Annotated in this window: 20 protein-coding genes; 8 read left to right on the top strand and 12 right to left on the bottom strand. The window is 42.2% G+C overall.

All coding sequences use genetic code 11. From position 1 onward, the window contains the following. Nucleotides 1-132 precede the first annotated feature (132 nt). Nucleotides 133-558: a hypothetical protein gene (locus I2I33_RS08505; RefSeq protein WP_140402568.1), complete on the bottom strand. Its 426-nt coding sequence runs from the start codon at nucleotides 556-558 to the stop codon at nucleotides 133-135. 210 nt (nucleotides 559-768) lie between these two features. On the opposite strand from I2I33_RS08505, the gene I2I33_RS08500 reads away from it, so the two are divergent. The 3 genes from I2I33_RS08500 to I2I33_RS08490 all read left to right on the top strand — a co-directional run bounded on the left by I2I33_RS08500 (nucleotide 769) and on the right by I2I33_RS08490 (nucleotide 3,111). Further along, nucleotides 769-1,389: a nuclear transport factor 2 family protein gene (locus I2I33_RS08500; RefSeq protein WP_087420665.1), complete on the top strand. Its 621-nt coding sequence runs from the start codon at nucleotides 769-771 to the stop codon at nucleotides 1,387-1,389. Nucleotides 1,390-1,654: 265 nt separating this feature from the next. Then, the gene (locus I2I33_RS08495) at nucleotides 1,655-2,572 is read left to right on the top strand and encodes a DMT family transporter (protein ID WP_087420499.1); all 918 of its coding nucleotides are present in this window, start codon (nucleotides 1,655-1,657) and stop codon (nucleotides 2,570-2,572) included. Continuing rightward, on the top strand, nucleotides 2,569-3,111 hold the full coding sequence (locus tag I2I33_RS08490) for a DUF2500 family protein (RefSeq protein WP_087420500.1): 543 nt from the start codon (nucleotides 2,569-2,571) through the stop codon (nucleotides 3,109-3,111). Before I2I33_RS08495 ends, I2I33_RS08490 begins: the two co-directional genes overlap by 4 nt. Nucleotides 3,112-3,114: 3 nt before the next feature. On the opposite strand, the gene I2I33_RS08485 is transcribed toward I2I33_RS08490, so the two are convergent. Then, on the bottom strand, nucleotides 3,115-4,134 hold the full coding sequence (locus I2I33_RS08485) for a helix-turn-helix transcriptional regulator (RefSeq protein WP_087420501.1): 1,020 nt from the start codon (nucleotides 4,132-4,134) through the stop codon (nucleotides 3,115-3,117). 113 nt (nucleotides 4,135-4,247) lie between these two features. Between I2I33_RS08485 and I2I33_RS08480 the strand changes: the two genes are divergently transcribed. The 3 genes from I2I33_RS08480 (at nucleotide 4,248) to ung (ending at nucleotide 8,333) form a co-directional block, all read left to right on the top strand. Continuing rightward, nucleotides 4,248-5,828, top strand: coding sequence for a TROVE domain-containing protein (locus I2I33_RS08480; RefSeq protein ID WP_162613740.1), 1,581 nt, complete (start codon nucleotides 4,248-4,250; stop codon nucleotides 5,826-5,828). 448 nt (nucleotides 5,829-6,276) lie between these two features. Then, nucleotides 6,277-7,587: an RtcB family protein gene (locus I2I33_RS08475; RefSeq protein ID WP_087420503.1), complete on the top strand. Its 1,311-nt coding sequence runs from the start codon at nucleotides 6,277-6,279 to the stop codon at nucleotides 7,585-7,587. 83 nt (nucleotides 7,588-7,670) lie between these two features. Beyond that, nucleotides 7,671-8,333, top strand: coding sequence for a uracil-DNA glycosylase (ung, locus tag I2I33_RS08470; protein ID WP_087420504.1), 663 nt, complete (start codon nucleotides 7,671-7,673; stop codon nucleotides 8,331-8,333). A 47-nt stretch (nucleotides 8,334-8,380) separates the two neighbouring features. On the opposite strand, the gene I2I33_RS08465 is transcribed toward ung, so the two are convergent. The 6 genes from I2I33_RS08465 to I2I33_RS08440 form a co-directional block, all read right to left on the bottom strand. Next, the gene (locus tag I2I33_RS08465) at nucleotides 8,381-8,983 is read right to left on the bottom strand and encodes a GNAT family N-acetyltransferase (protein WP_229128240.1); all 603 of its coding nucleotides are present in this window, start codon (nucleotides 8,981-8,983) and stop codon (nucleotides 8,381-8,383) included. 250 nt (nucleotides 8,984-9,233) lie between these two features. Next, entirely contained in the window at nucleotides 9,234-9,758 is a 525-nt protein-coding gene (locus tag I2I33_RS08460; protein ID WP_140402569.1) for a hypothetical protein, read from the bottom strand. Between the two features lie 10 nt (nucleotides 9,759-9,768). After that, entirely contained in the window at nucleotides 9,769-10,410 is a 642-nt protein-coding gene (locus I2I33_RS08455) for a hypothetical protein (RefSeq protein WP_087420506.1), read from the bottom strand. A gap of 24 nt (nucleotides 10,411-10,434) precedes the next feature. Beyond that, nucleotides 10,435-11,979: a RagB/SusD family nutrient uptake outer membrane protein gene (locus tag I2I33_RS08450; protein ID WP_087420507.1), complete on the bottom strand. Its 1,545-nt coding sequence runs from the start codon at nucleotides 11,977-11,979 to the stop codon at nucleotides 10,435-10,437. A 4-nt stretch (nucleotides 11,980-11,983) separates the two neighbouring features. Then, nucleotides 11,984-15,544 carry a SusC/RagA family TonB-linked outer membrane protein gene (locus tag I2I33_RS08445; protein WP_087420508.1) on the bottom strand — a complete coding sequence of 1,187 codons (3,561 nt, stop codon included), beginning with the start codon at nucleotides 15,542-15,544 and terminating at the stop codon, nucleotides 11,984-11,986. A 109-nt stretch (nucleotides 15,545-15,653) separates the two neighbouring features. Continuing rightward, nucleotides 15,654-16,799 carry a FecR family protein gene (locus I2I33_RS08440; RefSeq protein WP_087420509.1) on the bottom strand — a complete coding sequence of 382 codons (1,146 nt, stop codon included), beginning with the start codon at nucleotides 16,797-16,799 and terminating at the stop codon, nucleotides 15,654-15,656. A gap of 148 nt (nucleotides 16,800-16,947) precedes the next feature. Here I2I33_RS08440 and I2I33_RS08435 point away from each other — a divergent pair, with 148 nt between their 5' ends. After that, the gene (locus I2I33_RS08435; protein ID WP_087420510.1) at nucleotides 16,948-18,132 is read left to right on the top strand and encodes an ATP-binding protein; all 1,185 of its coding nucleotides are present in this window, start codon (nucleotides 16,948-16,950) and stop codon (nucleotides 18,130-18,132) included. Here the strand turns inward: I2I33_RS08435 and I2I33_RS08430 are convergent. Continuing rightward, nucleotides 18,116-18,706 carry an RNA polymerase sigma-70 factor gene (locus I2I33_RS08430; protein ID WP_087420511.1) on the bottom strand — a complete coding sequence of 197 codons (591 nt, stop codon included), beginning with the start codon at nucleotides 18,704-18,706 and terminating at the stop codon, nucleotides 18,116-18,118. The two genes, I2I33_RS08435 and I2I33_RS08430, sit on opposite strands and share 17 nt — an antisense overlap. Nucleotides 18,707-18,994: 288 nt before the next feature. After that, a complete protein-coding gene (locus I2I33_RS08425) occupies nucleotides 18,995-19,831 on the bottom strand; it encodes a PepSY-like domain-containing protein (RefSeq protein ID WP_087420512.1) in 837 nt (278 codons plus the stop codon). 150 nt (nucleotides 19,832-19,981) lie between these two features. On the opposite strand from I2I33_RS08425, the gene I2I33_RS08420 reads away from it, so the two are divergent. After that, nucleotides 19,982-21,181, top strand: coding sequence for an MFS transporter (locus I2I33_RS08420; protein ID WP_087420513.1), 1,200 nt, complete (start codon nucleotides 19,982-19,984; stop codon nucleotides 21,179-21,181). Between the two features lie 538 nt (nucleotides 21,182-21,719). Here I2I33_RS08420 and I2I33_RS08415 read toward each other — a convergent pair. Further along, entirely contained in the window at nucleotides 21,720-22,328 is a 609-nt protein-coding gene (locus tag I2I33_RS08415; RefSeq protein ID WP_087420514.1) for a response regulator transcription factor, read from the bottom strand. Then, nucleotides 22,315-23,019: a hemerythrin domain-containing protein gene (locus tag I2I33_RS08410; protein ID WP_229128239.1), complete on the bottom strand. Its 705-nt coding sequence runs from the start codon at nucleotides 23,017-23,019 to the stop codon at nucleotides 22,315-22,317. Before I2I33_RS08410 ends, I2I33_RS08415 begins: the two co-directional genes overlap by 14 nt. Nucleotides 23,020-23,057: the final 38 nt, after the last annotated feature.

The raw sequence follows: 23,057 nt of genomic DNA, 5'->3' as shown, positions 1-23,057 counted from the left end.
ATAAAATCACTATATTTGTGAATAAAATTTAATAATAATAATGGCATACCTGTAGAATTTTATGCACGTGTATAAAGGGATGATCTGGCTATTTCTGGGGAAAATTTAAAGGGGGGCAATTTAAGTTGGATTCTAGGGGTCAATTACATTGGAATTTCCACACAAGTATTTTAAATCCCTTGAGTTTCTGTTTCTATCAAACGGGTTATAAAAATGCGAGTAGCGATCGAGAACTGGTTTCGAGGAATAATCCAGCAATGAAATATAAAGCAAGGGTTTCACGGGTAAGGTATACTTGAAATCAACTCCAGGAAATAAATCTAAATTTACATCAAATTTATTTAGAGTCAGTTTGTTCAAATATATTGAATCTCCACGCGTAAAAATATCTTTTGCGGAAACTAATTTTAGTGTGCTATCACGGGAAAATGAAAAATATATTTCTTTTTGTTCTTTCAATCTTACCGAATCAAGAAACAACCTTCCCCATAATTTCTTTTTTGCATAAAAATCGTATTCTGAAGATCTAGTCATCTTTTGGGCAGATAATACACCCAAAAATATAATTTGAATAACCAATAAATAAACACGCGTTTCATAATCGTGATTTTTGTTAGATCCTATACAAATTTACAAAGATTATTTTTAAAGTCAAACTATTTAGCCTAAATTAAACATGAAAATTTAAGTTATATGCAACAATTTGTTGATCATTTTTTAAAAAACTTATATACGATTTTTTATATTTACTCCCAAATTCATCATGCAATGACAAAGATTATCTTAAAAAGACCGCTTTTAGAAAGCGAAAAGGCTGTTTTAGAGAAAGCAGCGATAAAAGAGTTGGTAGAGTTCGAACGTTTTTGTCGGGACAATGCCTTATGGGATGAAATGGCTAGATGCTATGCAGTCGATTCTCACGTGAATATTTCATGGTATCAAGGAACAGGACGCGGGTTTGCAGAGGCTTCCAGCAAAATGAAAAATTATGCTCCACATAAAATTCACAACACACAAACATGGCTTAATGGCAACAAAGCTGTCACGATCATGATGGCAACGATTCAGATGCGCATGGAACTTGATGGGAACCCGGTGGAAATATCCTCTGACACGAAACTAATTTTCCGCACGCAAAAAATTAATGATCAATGGTATATTGTCGGTTTTGAATCTATATATGAAAAAGATTCGATCACACCTGTTTTTCCTAACAATAACATTCATATCCCCACGGACGAAATATCGAAATACAGGCAGAGTTATGCCAGCATTATTTACATGACCAAAAGAAACGGTATGACCGTTAATGAAAACCTCCCGGGTATCGACCGCCCTGATCTAGTCGAGAAATTGTATACCGAGGTGGATGAATGGTTATGTGAATGAAAATTTCATCTCACCACTAAAAAGAATCATTCAATATCAATCCCTTAATTATTCTAGGACATCCCCCAACCAACACGTAACAAGGGGATAACTAAAAGATAAAGATGACTCCACTCAGCTATATCTCGGCTTTAAGTCGTCTTTATCTTCGTTTTGTCCAATATCCTGCAACTTATTTCGGTAGTATAATACATAAATTATTCAAATTATACTGGAATTTTTTTTTCTTATTTTACTTTTGTACCCGCAAAATGAATACAAGAAGATGAAAAAGGATGAATTAAAAGGCCATTTATCCATGACCACAGCCAATATGATGTGGGGATTGATGTCACCCATCTCGAAAATGGTACTTATTACCAGCATCATAACACCTTTCATTATTGTCGAAATCCGGGTTATCGGGGCTGCCATCTTATTCTGGATTGCCTCCATTTTCACCAAACGGGAACACGTGTCCCCTCCTGACCTGTTGAAACTATTCTTCGCCTCCATGTTAGGAGTGCTTTTCAACCAAGGATTGTTCACCATAGGACTTGGCATGACCTCCCCGGTAGATGCCTCCATCATCACAACAAGTACTCCTATTCTAACAATGATCATTGCCGCAATCTACCTGAAAGAGCCTATCACAAGCAAGAAAGTATCGGGTATATTTTTAGGTGCCTCCGGAGCCTTATTATTGATCGTAAGTAACCAAAATACCGGAGGAGCGACTCATAACAGTAATATTTGGGGAGATATTGTTTGCCTCACTGCCGAACTTAGTTTCGCCCTATATCTTGTTCTGTTCAAACAACTCATCAGTCGTTACACTCCTATCACACTCATGAAATGGATGTTCACTTATGCGGCAATATGTATCATTCCATTTTCTTTTCAAGACATAACACATCTGGAATGGTTGTCACTTGAACCCAATATATGGTATGGTCTCAGCTTTATCCTGCTGGGTAGCACGTTCGTCAGTTACTTGTTAGCACCTATCGGGCAACGCTATTTACGTCCTACCGTGGTAAGTATGTATTGCTATGTTCAACCGATTGTCGCAAGCTGTGTTGCCGTTTATTGGGGTATGGACTCGTTCAACCTGTTAAAAATCATCGCTGTTATTTGCGTTTTTTCCGGAGTTTTCCTAGTAACACGTAGTAAAAGTCGGGCAGACATGGAGGTAGCCGTATGAAAGCGTTATTCTCCAAAATCATCCCTTACGTAACTGTGCTACTCGCCATACTGGCCTGGGCTTTCGGGTCTGTCCTTTACAAGGAAACACTGATTGCTTGGTGGGAACCACTCTCGATGGCTCTTATACTCGCTATTGCAACTCTGTTTTTCGCAAAAAAATGGCAATGGCTAACTCGTTCCGATAATAAAATCTTGAATGGTATATGCCATCTGTTTCACGCAAGCGCTTTCTGTTATCTCATGATTTTGGGCGGAAACTTCATGCTCGCAGATCCGTCTTCTACCCGGGAAGAAAAAGTAACCGTACTCTCAAAACATATCGAAACACACAAGCAAACCCGTAGAGTCGGAAACCACCGTTATGTTCCAGCCGGGGAAAGAAAAGAATATTACCTGCAAGTAATTTTCGAAAACGGGACACGAAAAAAACTCCCGGTTTCACTCTCCACCTATAACAAGACACGTACTAACGCAACCAGAACTCTAACCTTGGAAAAAGGATTCTTTGGTTATACCATCATCAAAAAAGGAATATAAAAATCAGTTCTGCCGGTATAGATCATTTGCCTGTTGAAACTTGGATACCATCTGTTGCACCAACATAGGTGGTGATAGCACCCGAATCCCTTCGGCAAATCCACAAATCTCCCGTCTTAGCTCTTGATTTATAACCACCTCTATCTCGAACACGATAGACCCATCTTTTTGTCTTTCCACCACCCGTTGCGACTTATGCAGAGGTTTGGTTTCCACGTATGGAGCGTTGAGTCGATCTACCCAAAAACGAACCACTTCAGCCCTTGATCCTGTGTTTTTAGTTACCCCGACAAGATCGTCAAAAAACGTGACCGGATCAAACACCGTGTTTTCCCTGTAAGATTCCTCTTTAGCGATTTCAAGACTATGAATACGGTCAAGTGCCAAGTTTACAAGCACGGACGTTCCTTGTTTTACCCCGAACACGAACCAACGATTCCGGTACTCTTTCAGTAAATAAGGATAAAACAAAAACGAGGACGCGGATCGGGCCTTGAAAGACCGGTATTTCATCCGCAGCACTTGTTTGCTCACCACCGCATGATAAATCATATCCAGATAATCAATCCCCTTCAGACTCTCGTTCTTCTCGAAATCAATCACCGGGATTGTTTTCTGACGGGCTGAAGTCACATGATCCTCCAAACGACTGATAATATCCCCCATATTCGAGAAATAAGAGAACCCTTTAAACTGGTGCAACACCTCCACGGCCTCCGACATCACTTTCAAATCCTGTTCCGACAAGGGTGTGTTCGTGATACTATACTCCTCGTCTTCGTATTTATAGTATTTATTATCATATACCACGATCGGGGCATTATAACCCAATTTCTCGCTACGCATCATCTGTATGTCCATCTGAATCGTGCGTCGACTGATTCCTTTCGTGATCCCCTCGTACTCGTACAAGGCATCGGAACACGCATCAATCAAATCTTCAAGCGTCCATCTTCTATATTTGTTACGCAGGCAGTTATCTATTGTTTTATAACGGATTAGGGCATTACGATTCGCTGGCATAAAAACAGGATAAAAATTATTTTTTCAAAAATATGAAAATAATTTCAGTTACGCAAAAAGCTTGCGCATCCACCTATGCATCTTTGTGGTGTAAAACGAAAAAAGATACAATTATGAAATTCAATTTTACAAACAAAGGAAAAGACACTACCGTGAATTACATGGGAGCCAAGGCTTACAAAATGACGCCGGAAATGGAACTCTATTCAACCGTAGTCACCTGCGTGGTCGATGATTCATACTATGAATCAAACACGGACAGGGTTTGCAGGATCAAAAACCTAATCGCAAAATGCAGTCCCGAGTTTGTAGCCAGACTCGCGGTGTACGCTCGCACGGAAATGAACTTGCGTTCGGTACCGATGATACTGGCTGTTGAATTGGCAAGATTGTATTCCGGTAACGAAATTGTGAAACGTACCGTTGCGGGTGTAGTAAAACGAGCTGACGAAATCACCGAGATTCTCGCTTATTACCAAATCGCCAACAAACGGGAAGGGAGCAAAAAGTTGAACCGATTGTCAAAACAAATACAAAAAGGATTGATCGAATCGTTCAACAGGTTTGACGAGTATCAATTCGCCAAATACAATGCAGACTCGGCTGTAAGCCTGCGAGACGCTTTGTTTCTGGTTCACCCGAAAGCAAAGGATGAAGCACAACAAGCTGTATTTGACAAAATAGTATCGGGGCAACTAGCTATTCCTTACACGTGGGAAACCGAATTATCCGAACTGGGTAAACAAGCGTTCGAAAACGAGAAAGCGAAAACCCAAGCCGTTTCCCAAAAATGGGAGGAACTCGTGTCAAGCGGTCAAGTGGGTTACATGGCTTTATTGCGAAACTTGCGGAATATCGTCACGAAAAGCTCTGATAAAGCATTAGATATGACCTTGAATATCCTGACAAACGAATACCGGATCAGAAAAGCAAAACAAATGCCTTTCCGTTATTTGTCAGCATTCCTGGAAATAGACAAACTGGCCAAAGAAACCTCTATATTCGAAGGAGAAAAAGCGAAAATAAAGAAAGCCTTGGCAGCTTTGGAAAAAGCGCTGGTAATCAGTTGTGACAATATCCCGACCCGCAAGGGAAAAACCGTGATACTATCCGATAACTCCGGAAGCATGTACGGGGACCGGGGTGGGAAATCCCTAGTGTCAGCCATGAGCGAACGGAAAACTTCGGATATTGCCAACTTATTTGCCGTGTTGTATTGGAACAAATGCAAAGACACTTACGTCGGGCTGTTTGGTGATCGGTTAATTGATGCGAACTTGAGTCGCTCGGTAAACGTGTTCGAGAATTTCAACATCATTAACCAAGCCGCCAAGAAATGCGGCCCGGCAACGGAAAGAGGAATATTCGACTACATGGAATATTTGATAAAATCAAAAACGATTGTAGACAGAATCGTTATATTCTCTGACTGTCAAGTTGGTGACGGATGCAACTGGTACGATCACAAAGGAAATCGGGGAGAAAACTTCAACCGCCTTTTCCAGAAATACCTGAAGATCAACCCGGACGTGAGGGTCTATACGGTTGACTTGAGAGGTTACGGGAACAGCATGACCAAAGATAACGGCAACGTGATCCTCGTCAGCGGGTGGAGTGAAAAAATATTCGATATGATATATTATATCGAACAAGGTTCCTCGGTTGTCAACGAAATAATGAAAATAGAAATATAAAAGCGTTCTTTGAAACAACAATATAAAGCAAGTGCCGTAGACAAGAGTTACTTCGCATATAACGCCCGGGTCGCGGGTTCGAATCCCGCCACTTCCACGATCTGTAAATCACGAACAAGGGAGTGTAGCTCAGTGGGTAGAGCAGGAAACAGTCTCTTATCGCTTGTAGCCTTGCTTTTAAATTACTAAAACAGGATGTCGTAGAGAAGGGTTACTTCGACTCAATTTAGGGGAGGAATAGTGAGGTCGTAAAATCGACGAGACTATCCGGTTCGACTCCGGCAAGTCATGCCCCGTTTCCTTTCTCGCTTGTTACTCCTGTTTTTTACAAATGAAACTCACGCGGATGCCGTAAAACAGGGTTACTTCGTTAAAGTGGTCACCACGGGTTCGAATCCCGTACGATCCTTGTTTGCCCGTTGCTCCGCGTATATTAAAAACAAAAATTATGATAGAATTAAAAGGAACATACAATCAAGATTGTAAAATTTTCATCGACGAAGTGGAAACCGAGGCCATCGAATTGGTCCGGAACATTCTAAACCAGGAAATCTCTGCCGGAGTACAAGTACGAATCATGCCGGATACCCACGTGGGTAAGGGTATCGTGATTGGATTCACCATGCCCGTGACACGAATGGTCAACCCGAACTATATTGGCGTGGACATCGGTTGTTCCGTCACCACGTTCAAATTAAACCAGCGAATCGAAGAGGAAAGATTCCCGACACTGGACCACGCCATCCGGCGTTCCATCCCCATGGGAATGCATATCCGAAAGGAAAAGAATTTGGAAGACTGGTGGATTACCCCCTATTTTGAAACCGTGAATAATAACCTTCATGCCTTTCAACAAAAATGGTTCCAGCGATTCGGGGAAACCAAAGGTTCCATTCAAGTCGATAAAGAATATATCTCCCGCTTGTGTAAAAAAATCGGTATCAAAGAAAGTACCTTCTATTGTTCCGTGGGAACATTAGGCGGTGGAAATCATTTTATCGAATTGGGAGAATCTACCAAGGATGGATCACATTACCTGACCATTCACTCCGGTTCTCGTCATTTCGGGTTGAAGGTGTGTAATTATCATGCCAAAAAAATGCATAAAACGACCGTTCTTCCGGAAGAGTACCATGAAGAATTCAAGTCTATCACGCGTGATACACTACCGACAAGTGATATTCCCCAGAAACTGGAAGAGTTAAACAAACGTTACCACGTCGGGAAAAAGGAGTATATGCTTGAAGGAGAAGATATGTATGAATATCTTGTCGATATGGTTATTGCTCAAACTTACGCGCAATTTAACCATAAGGCTATGGCGAAAGCCATATTCAAAGACTTGGGTGAAAATTACCGAGCCGTGGACACGGTTTACTCCATGCATAATTTCATCGACACGACCGATTGGATCATTCGAAAAGGAGCCATTCGAGCCTATCAAGGTGAAAAAATGGTTATCCCATTCAACATGCGTGACGGTTTGTTGATTTGCGAAGGAAAAAGTAACCCGGACTGGAACTGTTCCGCCCCTCATGGAGCCGGAAGGGTACTTGCCCGGAACAAAGCACTGAAAACACTGGATATGGAGGAATTCACGAAAGAAATGGAAGGCATTTATTCCACCTCCGTCTGCCGACAAACCCTTGATGAATCCCCGATGGCGTATAAAGATAAAGATTTGATCATGCAGGCGATACAAGACACGGCAACGATCGTCGACACGATCAAACCAATCATGAACATCAAAGCTTTGTAAAACAATAAAATTCTGAAAAAATGGAAATAAACGAATGAAAAATATGTTTACTTTTGTCTTCGTTTAGCAACCCAAACGCATCTATGAAGGTTCAAATAGAAGAAAGTTGGCAACAACGCTTACAGGATGAATTTGACAAACCCTATTTCGAGAAATTAGTGGCGTTTGTCAAGAGTGAATACAAGAAAGCTCATGTACTTCCTCCGGGACACCAGATATTTCATGTATTCAACGCCTGCCCCTTTGAAAAAGTAAAAATTGTCATCTTGGGACAAGATCCTTATCCTAATCCGGGTCAATATTACGGGGTATGTTTTTCCGTACCGGATGGGGTAGCTATTCCCGGCTCTCTGGCAAATATTTTTAAAGAAATACACATGGACCTGGGGACACCCATCCCGACCTCCGGGAATCTGGACCATTGGGTAGCCCAAGGGGTATTCCCCATAAACTCGGTACTCACGGTTCGGGCGCACGAAACGGGATCTCACAGAGACAAAGGCTGGGAAATTTTTACCGATGCCGTGATCAAAAAATTAAGTGATGAACGGGAGAACTTGGTTTTCATGTTATGGGGAAGTTATGCCAAACAAAAGATGTCACTTATCAATACTCGTAAACATCTTGCGTTAACCACCGTACACCCCTCTCCCCGTTCTGCCGAGTATGGTTTCTTCGGTTGTAAACATTTCAGTAAAGCCAATGCTTTTCTACGAAGTAAGGGTATTCAAGAAATCAACTGGTAAACATGAAATTAAAAAGGCAGCATCTTGCAAGGATACTGCTTTTTTAATTAATTCTCTTTCATGATACTGTAATAATAGAAATCTATCACCTTCCCATTTTTCACGGCCGCCTTGTGCAACACCGCCTCCAATTGATACCCTGCTTTCTCCAATACACGCATTGATCCCGGATTGTAATCAAAAACCAAAGCGTAAAGTTTTTGGTAACCGAACGTTTCAAACGCGTATCGCGTGACGGCAGCCACGACTCTAGGCATGATTCCCCGTCCCCAGTAAGGTTCTCCCAGCCAATAACCGATTTCGGCTGTTACCCGTTCAATGTCACCTTCTGAACCAAACCCGATACTTCCTACTGCTTTCCCATCCACCTCGATCGCGAATCGCATCGGGGGAGCAGGCATGGCATGAACCATACTGATATAATCAAAAGCATCTTGTTTCGTGTATGGATGTGGAAAGTGATCCATAACATTATTCCAAATCTTCTCATTATTGGCATTTTCGGCTAAAGAATCACAATCCGAAAAACGCCATTCACGCACCACGAATCCCTCACCTTCAATCCTAACCCTGTGCTTTTTTTCCCGTAACATTAAGAACTCATTTCCCTGATTCATCGATCGGGGCAAATCGCTTACACCTGTTTTCATAATTGCTAGATTCCTTGGAATCTCTCCTTTATCATTTTTTGTTTTTGTATATTAAAACTACGCAAACATACGTAGTTTAATAATATCTTGTTCCGTCCCCCTCAAATAAATTTTTCAACCGTCAATCTCACAGAACAGCCAAGCCAACACGAAGATAAATCCCGTATTCCAACAAAGAAAACAACAAAAGTCGGGCCGCATATTATGCTAACCCGACTTTCAAATCTACCACGTCAAAATTAAAAACACACTACTTCACGATAATCGTGAAACAATTATCCACGTCTTTAGAGTACCCCTCGTTCGAAAACGTAAGTGAAATCACATAACGTCCCACGGGAATATCATGATGACAAGGCACATTCAACATACCATCCCCTTTCACGGTCAACACGGCTTTCAATTTCCCGACATCTCCATCATTACTCGCCACGTTTTTAATCGAAACATAAATCGGTGCAGTTCCGTCCACCCCTTCAATCGGGGTACTCGTCCACGGGATGTTATATTTATCCCGTGTATAATCCTCTCCTCCTCCTATTTCAAGCGTGGGATAAATTCCCATTTCAATACACCTTTCAGGATCAAATCCCATATCAACATACCGCTCGTATTCCGGGTTAGGGATAATTTCCGGGACAGCATTATCCAAAACAGCCTTTACCTCCAATGAATCAATTTCATAACCGGCCTTCTCAACATTTAAGAACCCAATGGTCACATCCTGACAAGAAGCCAAGACCGCCACAAACAATATCCATACTATATTTCTCATAACCATCCTATTAAATATGTCCTAATCGATACGAGTAATTCAACGCGTGTACCACGCCATTCGTCGGTTGAATATCCGGTGAAGACATGGGAATCTTTCCCCATGAAAGCGACCAGCATTTCAAACTGACTTCTCCGGCATCCGGTACCCCGGCGTAATCGCTACCCTCCCGGTAAGCGATAAAACGATTCCCCGCCAAACAGGTAATCCAAGTTCCCCCGTCCTGCCCCGATTCATTGATCTCGAACTCTTTATTTTTATAAGCAATGTCCTCCTTTAAAATCTTTCCTTTCGTAACGTGCTTCAACAGGAATTCCCTACAAAGCGATTTCGGAATATCCGAAACCTTCGTGTACACCTTCGTCAAATCTTCATTCTCGTGTGAATCAAAAATAAAACGTTGTATGGAATAAGAAGGTATTCCCCAAAATGTGATCTCCGGCATCGTGTCCACTTTTCCCTCGAACAAATCCGTCAACCCGGCGTGTTCAATCATTTGTACTGTTAATTCCCAATTATAGGTATCTCCACGCATATAATCCATCATGTTACAATCATGGTAAGGTGACGATACTCCCGAATTAATCACATCCTGTTGCGTACAAGCACTCAATATCCCCACACAACACAATATCAATATTATAGCTCTCATCATTCTAAATTTTAAAATTCTAAATTACATATACCGCAACCAGTATGAATTCTGACGCATCAACGTATTTTTACTAAACGCGCCACTTCCAATTGCATTAAAGAAACACCCGTCTATAAAATCCTGATCGGAGGCTTTTCGGAAACCCTCTTCCAACTCCGTCCGCACGTATCCATTCCGAATCACGTCATAATACCGGTATCCCTCCATCAACAACTCTTTCTCCCGTTCCTTAAAAATTGCATAACGTAAATCCCCGCCATATTCTGAAGAAGAATAGAGTTTAGCATTTGCACGGCAACGAATCGTGTTCAAATCCTCCATCGCTCCGGCAATATATTCCCCTCCTAAACGGGCTCGACATTCTGCTCGTAATAGGATAATATCAGCTAAACGCCACCAGATTTTGTTTTGATTAATATTACTCAAAAATTTCATCCATCCATCATCTTGATAGTAACCATATCTCCATTTATAGGGATAAGCAAAGCCATGAGTTATTTCCACGCTATCCGGATGGGCCATTTCCTCAAACTTATAAAAATAAGCGTCTTTACGCAAATCACCATCCGGGAACATCTCCCGTACAGTCGTTGTTTTGATATTAAAAGTATTCCATTCATTATCCGAAGGCGTGGCAAGATTATTAATCGGCCAATTCTCGTACTCTCTTGCAGGATTAAATTTCAACATTTGCCACATACCTCCCAATTCTATCCACTGATCCTTATACACTGATTCAAAAATACTTTCTTTACTACCCCCAACCATGACCTCCGTGCAAACCTCTTCCGGGGACAAGGCCAATTGATAAACAGATGAATCGATTACCCACGAACAAGCCCGTTCCGCTCTTAGCCAAAGTTCCCGTTCGTCATAATTTCTTTGGTCTTCCCGGGCAAAATACTTTCCCCCGGCTTTCCACGCACATAAATGAGCTAACAAAGCATTCGCTGCTCCCTTGCAAGGAGTTGACTTATAACTAGCATATTGTCCTTTGGAATCCTTTATTTCCGAGAAATCAGGTAAAGCATCCACGGCCTCCTGTGCCACTTCTATCGCGTAATCTGCAATTTCCGTCCACGGGGATTTAGCCACTGGCTTGGGTTCGACCTCATCTTTAATCAACACGCACTCGCCCCATTCTTTCAATAAGTCATAATAAATAAAAGCCTTCAAAAAATACCCTTGACCAAGATACAAATTCTTCCGATCTTGATCAAGATCACTATGTTTCGCTAAATATATCGTCCGGTTAGCCACGGAAATCACGTTATAGTGTTGTCCCCAATCTCCACCCGGAATTACTTGCGGGTCCAGATTCCGTCTCAAAGAAAGGGTATATTCTACTTCATCAGCGTAACTACCATTCACGTAATTTGAACCATTATTATAGTGCATCATCATATAAGTCCTGATAATCGCTTGCGCCCCCCGAACAGATGCCTCCAACTCTTTCTCAGTCATGCTATTCCCGTAAGTCAAGGAATTTTTGGGTTCCATATCCAAGAGATCCTCGCACCCGACAAGAAACCAAATACTTGTTATTAAAATAATAAAATATCTCATCTGCTTAAAATTTAACCGTTAAACCCAATGTAAACTTACGTGCCAAGGGATAATTTTTCCCCGTATCGAATCCCGTACGCACGTCCACGATTTCGGGATCGAGACCGGAATAATTGTGCCAAGACAAAAGATTCTCCCCACTCACGAAGAAACGTACCTGTTCCAATTTACAAGATTTCATTAAAGATGCCGGCAACGTATACCCGATAGACAATGTTTTTAACTTTAACCAATTCACCTTTTCCACATCCCGATCCGTAGTATTATAATTCCCTACCCCTTGATCGGTTTGCCATTGTGTATACCTTGCTCCCGTATCTCCCGGTTGCTGCCAAAAATGTTGTTTATTCATGTTCATCATAAATGGATGTAAGATTTCGTTCGGATAACTTGTCTTTAGAGAGGAATTTACCAGTGTATTCACGATATGTCGGCCGATTTGGAAGGTAACCGACATATTCAGATCGAAATTCTTCCAACGTACCTCATTCACGATACCTCCCGTCACGACAGGTAAGGCACTCCCTTGGTAAATCCGATCTTCTTCACTGATAATTCCATCCCCATTTACATCTATAAATTTATAATCTCCCGGCTTATAAAATGTACTTTTATCTCCATTATTCAAATAAGAACTGATTCCCGCATTATTGTAAGTAACAGGCAATTCATCCTGTTTATTCACAAAACCATCTGTCGCCAAAGTATATATCCCATTTAAAGCCTTCCCGATAATACCAATTCGAGGAATATCCTCCCCCGTGTATGACTTCTCAAATCGATTCCAATTCTTGGCCCCGTTCACTGAAATTTTCCAGTACAAATTATCCTTCCGGAAGATCTCGTACCGGATCAACAATTCAATCCCCTCGTTAGATACCGACGCTGCATTTCTCCATTGATAAGCAAAACCGTTATAATCCCCCGGCAATTCAATCTGCCATAACTTATCACTTGAATAGCGATAGTAATAATCTAACGTCAAACCCAAGCGATAATTGAACATATCCATATCCAACCCGAAATCATACTGGTCTGTTTTCTCCCAGGACAGTTCCTCGTTATACAACCCGTTTCCCCACGACAAAGTACTCTCTCCCATAAAGGGTTGCCCGGAATACAGCGATCCCAAAGCCAAGTAACACTCCTCGAAATGCATCCCGGAACGTCCCCAACTGGCCCTGATCTTTCCAAAACTCAACCATTCCAAATTATCCTTGATAAAACTCTCTTCGCTAAAATTCCATCCCCCGGCAATGGAAGGAAAGGTTCCCCAACGATTTTTCGCCCCGAAGGTTGAACTTCCATCTCGACGAAAACTTGCTGAAATGAAATACTTTTTCTGATAATCATACTCCAAACGGGCAAACCAGGATAATAAGGATTTTTCTTTCATGTCTGATTCGTATGCTTGCAAGGGAATTACCTCCTTATAATCGTAAATTTCTTTTTCCGCTAACGTCGGGAAGCCACTTGGTACATACTGGATCTTATCACTGGGAGAATTCCGGCCACTTCCACCATTATATTCCTCTTGATCATATTGGTAGGAAAAACCGGCAAGTAAATTAAACGTGTGATCTTCTTTAATCGTCTTCGTGTAGGTTAACATGGTTTCACTCAAAGCCATCACGTTAATTCCGGTCTCTCCTATACTCATGGAATACCCATCCGTATCCAGGTAAGACGGAGAGAAATAATGCCGCCTATGAATCGAATAATCCGCGGCAAGAGAGGTCGATACGTTCAAGCCATCCAGCACATCATACCCGATCTTTATGTTGGCCCTTCCCCTCACGGATCGATTTTTTTCCTTTATCCCCTGAAGAGATTTCAACACCTCATCCCACACCACGCTCCCTTTACCGGGAAGTAGGGTTGTCAATTCAAAAGGATCACCGGGAATAACATCCACGCTCGCGCTGGTTTGAAAGCCCTCCATTTGATTCTCGGAACTTCTTTTACGATTCGTCAATGAAAGATAGAAACGCAAATCCACGTTTAAACGATTCGCCGGGATTACATTCAGATTGGTAGTCAAATCAATACGATTAAATCCAGTTCCTTTCAACACGCCTGCCTCATTATAATATCCCAAACCGATACCATAATTTATTCTGTCCGATCCCCCGTAGGTCTGTATATTCGCGTTCGTCACTTTTCCTGTTTCAAAGTACATTGGAAAAAAATTCGTAGCATGATTATAAAACGCATTCAAACTATCCTGAAGAATAATCCCGTCTGCCGGTTGTGAATCACTTTTAGGATAAAACCAATCCAAAAAAGACAATCGATTCTTTTCCATCTCGGATATAGAACTCGGGTATTTATATTGCCTGTTTTCCCAATCCAGATAAGCTTTAGGCATATTCCGCAACGCCTTCAGCCTCCACCACCGTTCAGCCCGTCCGACCATCAGCGTCGGTAACTTGGGTAACACGCTCCACGTTTGGGAAACATTGACTGAAAAAGTAGCCTTTTGATTCGCTCGTCCTTTTTTCGTTGTCACGATAATCACGCCGTTTGCGGCACGAGATCCATAAATAGAGGCTGCCGAGGCATCCTTCAAAACCTGCACGGATTCAATCATATCGGGATTAATCTCGGCCAACAGGTTCGTACCCGTAATCGGTGAAGTAAACGAATTCAATGGCACCCCGTCAACCACCCACAAGGGATTCGAAAACTGGCGACTCTTCTGTTCCACGTCCAAAGAATTATATCCCCGGATAGTAATAATCGTTCCACCTCCCCCGGGCGCCCCGGTAATGTTCGTCACGTCCATCCCCGCAACCCGTCCCTGCAACAGGCTGGCAATACTCCCCGACGGAATTCCCCTCAATTCATCCGCTTTAATCACCGAGATTGCCCCGGTTGCCTCCCGACGGGTTGTCGTTCCGTATGCCACCACAACCGCCTCATCCAAAGCCTGTATATCTTCTTGCATCACGATCCGAATCGTATCTCTCATGGTTGCCGAAAAAGTCAAGCTCTGCGTCTTATAGCCCACGAAAGAAAATTCTAACGCCCCCTTGGCCAAAGGTAACATCATACTGAAAATTCCCTTGGAATCCGTCGCCGTTCCTAAAGTCGTTCCCGTCAATTTCACCGTCACGCCGGGCATGGCCTGTTTTTTCTCGTCAACGACTCTCCCCACGATCCGCAATCCTTTTTGAACAGAATCTTGCCCCCACATCGAAGTACGTTCTTTTATAATCACCAGATTATCATCGAAAGTAAATCCCAGTCCCAATTTTGTCAACAACTCGTCAAGAACCTGACTTAACTCTTTATCAACAACTTGAATACTCACCCTCCCCCGGGCTTCCACCACCCGGTGATTGTAAAGGAAACTACAATTAGATTGTCGTTCCAACTCTTGAAACACCTTTTCCAACGACACGTTCCGAAACTCCACAGACACTTTCGCCTGCTGAGAATACACCGCTGCCTGAATCTGAAAAAGACAACACATCATAAAAATAAATACAAATTTCATCATCAACACGCATTTTCGGACAAAAATCCAACCATCGGATCTTGTGCCGATTCGATTTTTTTTCATACTTTTATACTTTGAAAGTTACACATAGCATACAGGGTTTGCATGTACCACCAGACTTACCCTCATGCTTTACTTTTAAGAGCTGTTCCCGTCCATCGTGAACAGCTTTTTATTTCAACTGAATAATAACGTTATTTCCTTTTCGATTAAATACCACGTTCTCCGTCTGTTCAAATTTTCGAAGTAAATTCCCGACATCCTCGTACCGTTTCACTTTTCCCGTAAACTCCAGCCGTTTCGCCTCCTCATTCTGGTAAAAGACCTCCAAACCATACCACACGGAAAGAGTTGTCATAATCTCTTCCAATGAGGCTTGCCTGAATTTATAGTACCCGTCTTTCCACGAAGTGTATAACTCGGTATCGACTTCCCTAACACTTGCCAATTTTAGCCCTTTACGGTATTCGAATTGCTCACCCGGAACAATCCGGAATGATTCATCATTACACGTGATTTCAACACTCCCTGTCACGAGCGTTGTGGCTATCGATTCCATCCGCTCGTACGCTTTCACGTTAAAAGACGTTCCCAGTACCCGAACGTCCATTTCTCCCGCGTGTACCCGAAAAGGACGCACGCTATCTTTCGCCACTTCAAACCAAGCCTCTCCCTTTAAAAAGACTTCCCTCTGCCCGTCACGAAAAGCTTCCGGGTAACGTAACTCCGAACCGGAATTCAAAAACACCATTGTTCCATCGGATAGAATAACCCGAAATTCCCCACCGACCGGAACCGTCAACACGTTGTAAGTATCTTCCTGCACCTCACCTTGCATCACGGAATACACGAGAGTATTCCCCTCGTTAGTAACACGCAACACGGTATCAGCCACGATCACTTCCTTCACATCCCTTTTCAACGGAACCACTTCCCCGTGTTTCAATGTAAGCATCACCTGCCCGTTCCCCGGTCTGAACGGTTGCTCCATCGTCCCCTTCTCTCCAAACGGTAGCCCCCACCACGTCAAGGCAATTCCTATCACCAACAACACACCCGCAACCGCGGAAATATACGTGTACCGTCTGATCTTCTTTTGTTTACCCCGTTCAAGCCGCCTTGCTACCCGTTTATAGGCGACGTCTCGAACTATTCCCCCTCGCTCTTGGATGAATTGCACGGGTTCTTTCAACCGAACCAACAACTGATACTCCCTCTCGTGTTCCTCCCTCCAAACCTTCAAATCTTGTCGCTCTTCGTCCGATAGCGTCTCCCCGGCGACCACTTTGGCTATAATTTCATAAATCTCATCTTCCATGATCTGCAATATTTCCCATAAAACACCGCAGATTCAAAATCATGTGACAGGAAAAGTGATTTTTTTTCAAAAAAATATCAATCCTATTATTTGATTTACTCAACATATTGAGTAATTTTACTCAAGATATTGAGTAAATTAGTTACCTATGTTTGAAAGAATTCATTTACAGACTATTAAGAAAAGAATTAATGAATCAAGAAAATTCATTCAAGTTATATTAGGCCCCAGACAAGTAGGTAAAACAACCATGATGACACAATTGTTATCACAAATAAATATACCTTACACGTTTGAATCAGCTGATGCGATATCCGCAACCAACTCAACTTGGCTATTACAGGTTTGGGAAACAGCCCGATTGCAAATGAAGGTCAGTAAAACAAATGAATATTTATTAGTCATTGATGAAATCCAAAAAATCAACAATTGGAGTGAAGTAATCAAACAACAATGGGATCAAGATTCCCGAGAACGAACAAACATTAAAGTTATATTACTAGGATCATCACGACTTCTGATACAAAAAGGACTCACAGAATCATTAACAGGAAGATTCGAAACTTTGTATCTAGGACATTGGTCTTATCTCGAAATGCAGGCTGCTTTCGGATGGGGCGTTGAACAATACGTATATTTCGGCGGCTATCCGGGATCAGCATCTTTAATTGAAGAAGAAAATCGCTGGAAAAATTACATCAATGATGCACTTATTGAAACAAGTATCTCCAAAGATATTCTAATGCTCACCCGTGTTGACAAACCGGCATTATTAAAACAATTATTTGAATTGGGTTCATTGTATTCAGGACAAATTTTATCGTTCACGAAAATTATAGGACAACTACAAGACGCCGGTAATGTAACAACGTTAGCCAACTATCTTAAATTACTTTCTGATTGCGGACTTTTAAGCGGATTAGAAAAATATGCCGGAGATGTCATTCGTAAACGTTCATCTTCTCCAAAATTCCAAGTCCACAACAACGCCCTTTTAACAGCTCAAAATGGCACGACATTTCAAGAGACACGTGTAAATCCAAAAGAGTGGGGACGTTTAGTGGAATCCTCCGTGGGAGCCCATTTGATTAATTATTCTATATCCGAACGGTACAATCTCTATTATTGGAGAGAAGGAAATGAAGAAGTTGACTTTATCATGGAAAAAGGAAATAAAACGATAGCCCTAGAAGTAAAAAGCGGCATACATTCCGATAATACCGGCATGAGCGTTTTTGCCCAAAAATTTCATCCGGAAAAGGTATTACTCGTAGGCACAGGCGGGATTCCGTATGCTGATTTTCTAAAAATAAACCCTATCGAATTGTTTTAAATTGTTTCTTCACCTTCAACCAGAAACAAAGCAAAGAAGAGAACACCTGATCTTTCAATTTTTCCCGAAGAAATTTCATAGAGCGCCCCATTTGCGTTCGCACGGTATTAATACTGACACCCAACGTATCCGCAACATCTTGATACTTCATGCCTTCGGCACAGATCATCATAAAAACCCGACGACGTTCAAGGGGCAACTGATTAATAGCTGCATACAGAATTTCCATTTCATGTAGCTCACCTTCTCCCCCGTTTTCATTTTCTAAGGCCATTTCCGCCATGACCTTTTCATGTCGTAACTCCCGACGTTGAGTCCCTCGAAGATCATTTAACGCAGCATTCTTTACCAGATGAAACATATAACGATCCAACCCGTCCGCAAGCTTTTCAAAATGGCGATTCTCCCAAACATTCACGAAACAATCCTGCACCACGTCCTCGGCAGCATCCACGTCTTTCAATATCCCCGTGGCAAACAAGACCAGCACCTCATAATACTCCGAGAAAAAAGCCTGAAACGCGCTCTTTTCTCCTTTTTTCAATGCGGCCAATATTTCTTCTGATCGATTCATTCACATAGATTGATTCCACAAAATAAACAATTATATTACAATAATGTACGATTTTATCTTGAATTTTAAAATAAAACAAAATGGGCTGTCCCAAAAAGTCATTTTTCAAACTCCCTCCCCCCTGCGGGGTACTCCCTCTATAAACAGAGGGAGAGCTGGAATACTCCCTGTCTTCGAGAAGAGTCACCAGCACCTCCTCTGTTTATAGAGGAGGTGGCACGAAGTGACGGAGGAGTTTTTGGAAATAAAATGACTTTTGGGACAGCCCTCTTCCCATAAAATATAGTATCAATCTAAAACCAAATTCCCTTGAGGATCAATTTCTACACTTATATCCATCGAATGCTCTTTCTGCAAAACAAAATGGTAAACATCACTACCGGAAGCGTATTCTATGTATTGCACGCTGGCAATAGAAAAACTGTTATACGCCTCGCCCTTCAACACGTCAAGCACCACCTGAGGTACATCGGCCTTCAACACCGGCCAAGAAGTCTTCATCCAACCGTTATTCCGGTCAAACAAAACTTCTTTTACCAAGCTACCATCCAGAATACCGACTTCCAACATACCATCCTGCCAACGGTCAACCGTAACAACCAAGGCCTTCGGGTACTGCTGGGTAATGAAACTACTCACCGCCGTCGGTAAAGTAGAAGCCTCTTCATTTACCTCCTTTACCAGCTCCCCCTTCTCGTTGAAATAAATCAACATCTCCTCGTTTCCCTTCTCGATCTCCAAACGGTAAACCGTGGGCATATTCAACCGCTCCAGCACGTCGGCATCTTCCACTTGCCAAGCGCTATATATGCTCTCGTTGAAACCCGTCTTTACCTCCGTGGGGAGATTGGCAAACAGAATGTCCGTCTCCGTCATCATCCATTTTCCGGATGCATCAAACCAAGCATCCACTTCCTGCCCGTTCTGATGAAATTCCGCCTTTTCATACTCTCCTTTTTTCTCCCAGCTCACGGCCACGGCATTCGGGAACTTCGCCTCAAAAGCGGCCACGACACTCTTTCCCGGGGTGTACCCCTTATCATCATCGTCGTCATCATCATGACAAGCGGCAAAAACAAACAATGATGCCATCCATAGCGTCACCATTAAAATCCTTCCTCTCATAATCTTTCTCAAATTTATCTGTTTAACAATCTTATTTTCTGATACTCATTCTAACGAGAAAAAGAAAAGAAAGTTTCCGATGAAAAACTTCTCCGCGAAAGAATAACCTGCTCATAGAATACGTACTTTTGCACCGGATAAAGAAAAGTCATGAATACAAGTCAAGTAATTATCACACCGGAGAATATGACCAAGGACCGCAAGATCTCCATTTGTGTCTTCTTGTCCGGGTTCTCCTGTTTTGCCCAGTTATACTATTTCCAGCCTCTCCTGCCCGATCTGGCTCAAGAGTTCGGATTATCAGCCAGCTACAGTAGTCTGGCCATATCATTCTCCACGCTGGGAATGGTAGTAGGACTGTTCACGGCAATGTTCGTGGCAGACTCGATTCCAAGGAAGAAACTGATTAGCGCGGCACTATTATCGTCGGCCGTCTTTTCGGTGATCTGCTCTTATTCACCCTCCTTCTTCTTGTTGGTCGCATTAAGCGCCCTGAAAGGATTCTTGCTATCGGGAGCCACTTCCGTGTCACTGGCTTATATATCAGAAGAAGTTCAACCCCGGAATAAAGGAAAAATTACCGGACTTTACATTGCCGGAAACGCCCTGGGGGGAATGGGTGGACGAGTAATTTCTTCCTACCTCAGTAGTGAATTCTCGTGGCGCATCGCCTCCGTCTCCATAGGTGTACTATGTGCCTTATTCGCCATATCATTCCTGATATTCAGTCCCCGTTCTGTCAATTTCAAGCCCAAACGGGAGAATTTCAAATCATTGATCGTTTCCAATCTTCACTTGATCGTCTCCGTGAAACTGATCCCCTTCTATCTGATCGGCTCCCTCATGTTAGGGATATTCGTGAGCTTGTACAACTACCTCGGTTTTTATCTGGTAAAAGAACCGTTTAACTTCTCCCCGTACTTGATTCACTATATCTATTTCATGTACCTGTTCGGGGTATTCGGCTCGATCGCCACGGCAAAATTAACAGCATTGTACAACCATTTCAAAATACTGAAAACAATCATCGCCCTTTCCGTGGCAGGATTGCTTTTGCTTTACATTAACAACTTCTGGATCGTTACGCTCGGACTGGCCATTTTCACGTTTAATTTCTTCGTGGTACACGTGATCTGTAACCGAATCGTCAGTGACTACAACCTCCAAAAACGTTCGGTCACCATCTCCATCTACCTCCTGTTCTATTACATGGGGTCCAGTGTTTGGGGATCAGCCACCGGGGTCGTTCTCGACCACTTCGGTTGGCAATGTTTTATCGCCGGATTGATTCTACTCACGTTCATCCTGTACGCCATCGCTTATAAAGGCTCGAAATTGATGGAAAACTAACAAAGGTAACCATCCGCTCTCGCCCATGCAAACCGCAAGGGAAAGCGAGGTTTTATCCTCGTAAAATCAATCGTCGGGTAAAGTTTCTACCGGATAGAGCTATATTCACGTGATCAAGTTACTATTATACATCTATCTGAATGTTAACATATCCTATAACTCTACAATATTTCATTATTATGATAGGAGCGGAATAGGGGAGGAATGGGAGCGGAATGGGAGCGGCTAACAATATGATAAGAATTTGATGATCATTTAATAACTATATTTTAAATTATTTCAGATTTAGCAAGCCTAGAATATTCCTTCAACCACGGGTATGCAGCTTTCATACCCCCAAAATCCCAAGGGGACACACGGGGACTCCCCAAATAAAAAAAGACTGAATAACTTTTATAGTTAAACAGTCTTTTTTGGCAAAATTCTTTCAATGGCTTACGTTGAAAAGAAAAAAATCATATTATTATTAACATTACAAAGATCAACAATTCCACCCTTTCCCGCAATCCCTTATAATGGGGATATTTCAATCAAAATATCACTCCACCTCATTAATATCGATGAGATTGTTCAAAATAGCGTACACCGTAAGCCCGGAAACAGACTTGATCCCGGTTTTCCGGATGATATTTTTCCGGTGAGTAATCACGGTGTGTACCGATATATGATGCAGATCCGCGATCTCCTTGTTAATCTTCCCTTTCGCAAGGGAAATCAAAATCTCTTTCTCCCGTTCGGAGAGTTCATTCTTATCAAGCAAATCAGCCGGGGCACTTAACGCGTCGATTGAATGTAGTAACTTCTGGGCAATCTTATCACCATCATCGGCAATATCAATCGTCGTGTGATATTGTTTCAGAATCTCAGGATCGATATACTGGTAAACTAACGCCACGAAAGCCGTATCCTTCACCCCTTCAAACAACTCTTCCAGATGCTGCCGTTTTTTCAGCTCCACGGCCGAGGGGTTAATGATGATAATATCCGGATTCAAATGATTAATCCTCTCCAGACAATGAAAACAATCGGCAATAACCGCTACCACCTCAAACTCATTCCTCATTTCGATCAACTTCCTCAGTCCGGTTGAAATAATCATTGACGGCTCAATAATAACAATCTTGTAACTTTTATTATTGTTTTGCATACCGTTGCTCTAATTTCATTACTAAAGGAATAAGTATTTTATCCTCAATCAAAGAATGTTTACTCAAATCCTCTTCCAAGGCAAAGATCCCGAATAACACCCGGATACGCATATCCGACAAAGTATCTCCCGGCAAATATTTCATGATGATATTCTTCAAGTCATTCAGTTTATCATCAATATTACTATGATTCTCCCGGAACACCCCGATCTCGTAATCTCCCGGACGAGCGCCCTTCACCATATTCGAGATATAAGGGAAGACCGTCACTTCCTCGTAATCAAAATGACGAATCACCTCATTCTTGTATTCATTGAAAAAAAGATTCAATATTTGCTGATGTTGCTGTTCGCACCCTTCAGAAATCTCTTTTAACTGCTCCTGGATAGAAAGCATCCGGTTTTCCAAGTAATAAGAATGAGAATTTTTCAAGTAAGCAATCAACTGGTCCACGTTCCCCCCTATTCCCTCGATCTCTTTCTCCGTCGGCAAGTATTGCTCGTTGCTGTACACGTTACAAATCATCAGGAATAACGTACACGAAACATGATTCGCCTCGCAACATTCCCGGACTGTTTTATCCCCGAATCCCAGATTTATTCCAAACCGATGTAACAGCAACAACAGTGAATAATCGGCATGAATGACGTCCGCCAGTTTCATATCCGCGGAAAATAGATGTGAATTCATATCCTTATTTTTACCGCAAATATTGGAAATAATTGATT

The sequence above is a fragment of the Butyricimonas sp. BSD2780061689_150309_C8 genome (assembly GCF_015560935.1).
GTDB classification, from domain to species: domain Bacteria; phylum Bacteroidota; class Bacteroidia; order Bacteroidales; family Marinifilaceae; genus Butyricimonas; species Butyricimonas paravirosa.
Note: the sequence above shows the minus strand (reverse complement) of the source record. Positions and strands in the feature narration are given on the sequence as shown.

Coding starts and splice junctions, on each gene's coding strand:
- I2I33_RS08425 (WP_087420512.1), bottom strand. CDS start 19,831: ATGAGAGGAAGGATTTTAATGGTGACGCTATGGATGGCATCATTGTTT.
- I2I33_RS08450 (WP_087420507.1), bottom strand. CDS start 11,979: ATGAGATATTTTATTATTTTAATAACAAGTATTTGGTTTCTTGTCGGG.
- I2I33_RS08500 (WP_087420665.1), top strand. CDS start 769: ATGACAAAGATTATCTTAAAAAGACCGCTTTTAGAAAGCGAAAAGGCT.
- I2I33_RS08480 (WP_162613740.1), top strand. CDS start 4,248: ATGAAATTCAATTTTACAAACAAAGGAAAAGACACTACCGTGAATTAC.
- I2I33_RS08410 (WP_229128239.1), bottom strand. CDS start 23,019: ATGAATTCACATCTATTTTCCGCGGATATGAAACTGGCGGACGTCATT.
- I2I33_RS08475 (WP_087420503.1), top strand. CDS start 6,277: ATGATAGAATTAAAAGGAACATACAATCAAGATTGTAAAATTTTCATC.
- I2I33_RS08440 (WP_087420509.1), bottom strand. CDS start 16,799: ATGGAAGATGAGATTTATGAAATTATAGCCAAAGTGGTCGCCGGGGAG.
- I2I33_RS08455 (WP_087420506.1), bottom strand. CDS start 10,410: ATGAGAGCTATAATATTGATATTGTGTTGTGTGGGGATATTGAGTGCT.
- I2I33_RS08420 (WP_087420513.1), top strand. CDS start 19,982: ATGAATACAAGTCAAGTAATTATCACACCGGAGAATATGACCAAGGAC.
- I2I33_RS08490 (WP_087420500.1), top strand. CDS start 2,569: ATGAAAGCGTTATTCTCCAAAATCATCCCTTACGTAACTGTGCTACTC.
- I2I33_RS08485 (WP_087420501.1), bottom strand. CDS start 4,134: ATGCCAGCGAATCGTAATGCCCTAATCCGTTATAAAACAATAGATAAC.
- ung (WP_087420504.1), top strand. CDS start 7,671: ATGAAGGTTCAAATAGAAGAAAGTTGGCAACAACGCTTACAGGATGAA.
- I2I33_RS08435 (WP_087420510.1), top strand. CDS start 16,948: ATGTTTGAAAGAATTCATTTACAGACTATTAAGAAAAGAATTAATGAA.
- I2I33_RS08465 (WP_229128240.1), bottom strand. CDS start 8,983: ATGAAAACAGGTGTAAGCGATTTGCCCCGATCGATGAATCAGGGAAAT.
- I2I33_RS08460 (WP_140402569.1), bottom strand. CDS start 9,758: ATGAGAAATATAGTATGGATATTGTTTGTGGCGGTCTTGGCTTCTTGT.
- I2I33_RS08415 (WP_087420514.1), bottom strand. CDS start 22,328: ATGCAAAACAATAATAAAAGTTACAAGATTGTTATTATTGAGCCGTCA.
- I2I33_RS08445 (WP_087420508.1), bottom strand. CDS start 15,544: ATGAAAAAAAATCGAATCGGCACAAGATCCGATGGTTGGATTTTTGTC.
- I2I33_RS08430 (WP_087420511.1), bottom strand. CDS start 18,706: ATGAATCGATCAGAAGAAATATTGGCCGCATTGAAAAAAGGAGAAAAG.
- I2I33_RS08495 (WP_087420499.1), top strand. CDS start 1,655: ATGAAAAAGGATGAATTAAAAGGCCATTTATCCATGACCACAGCCAAT.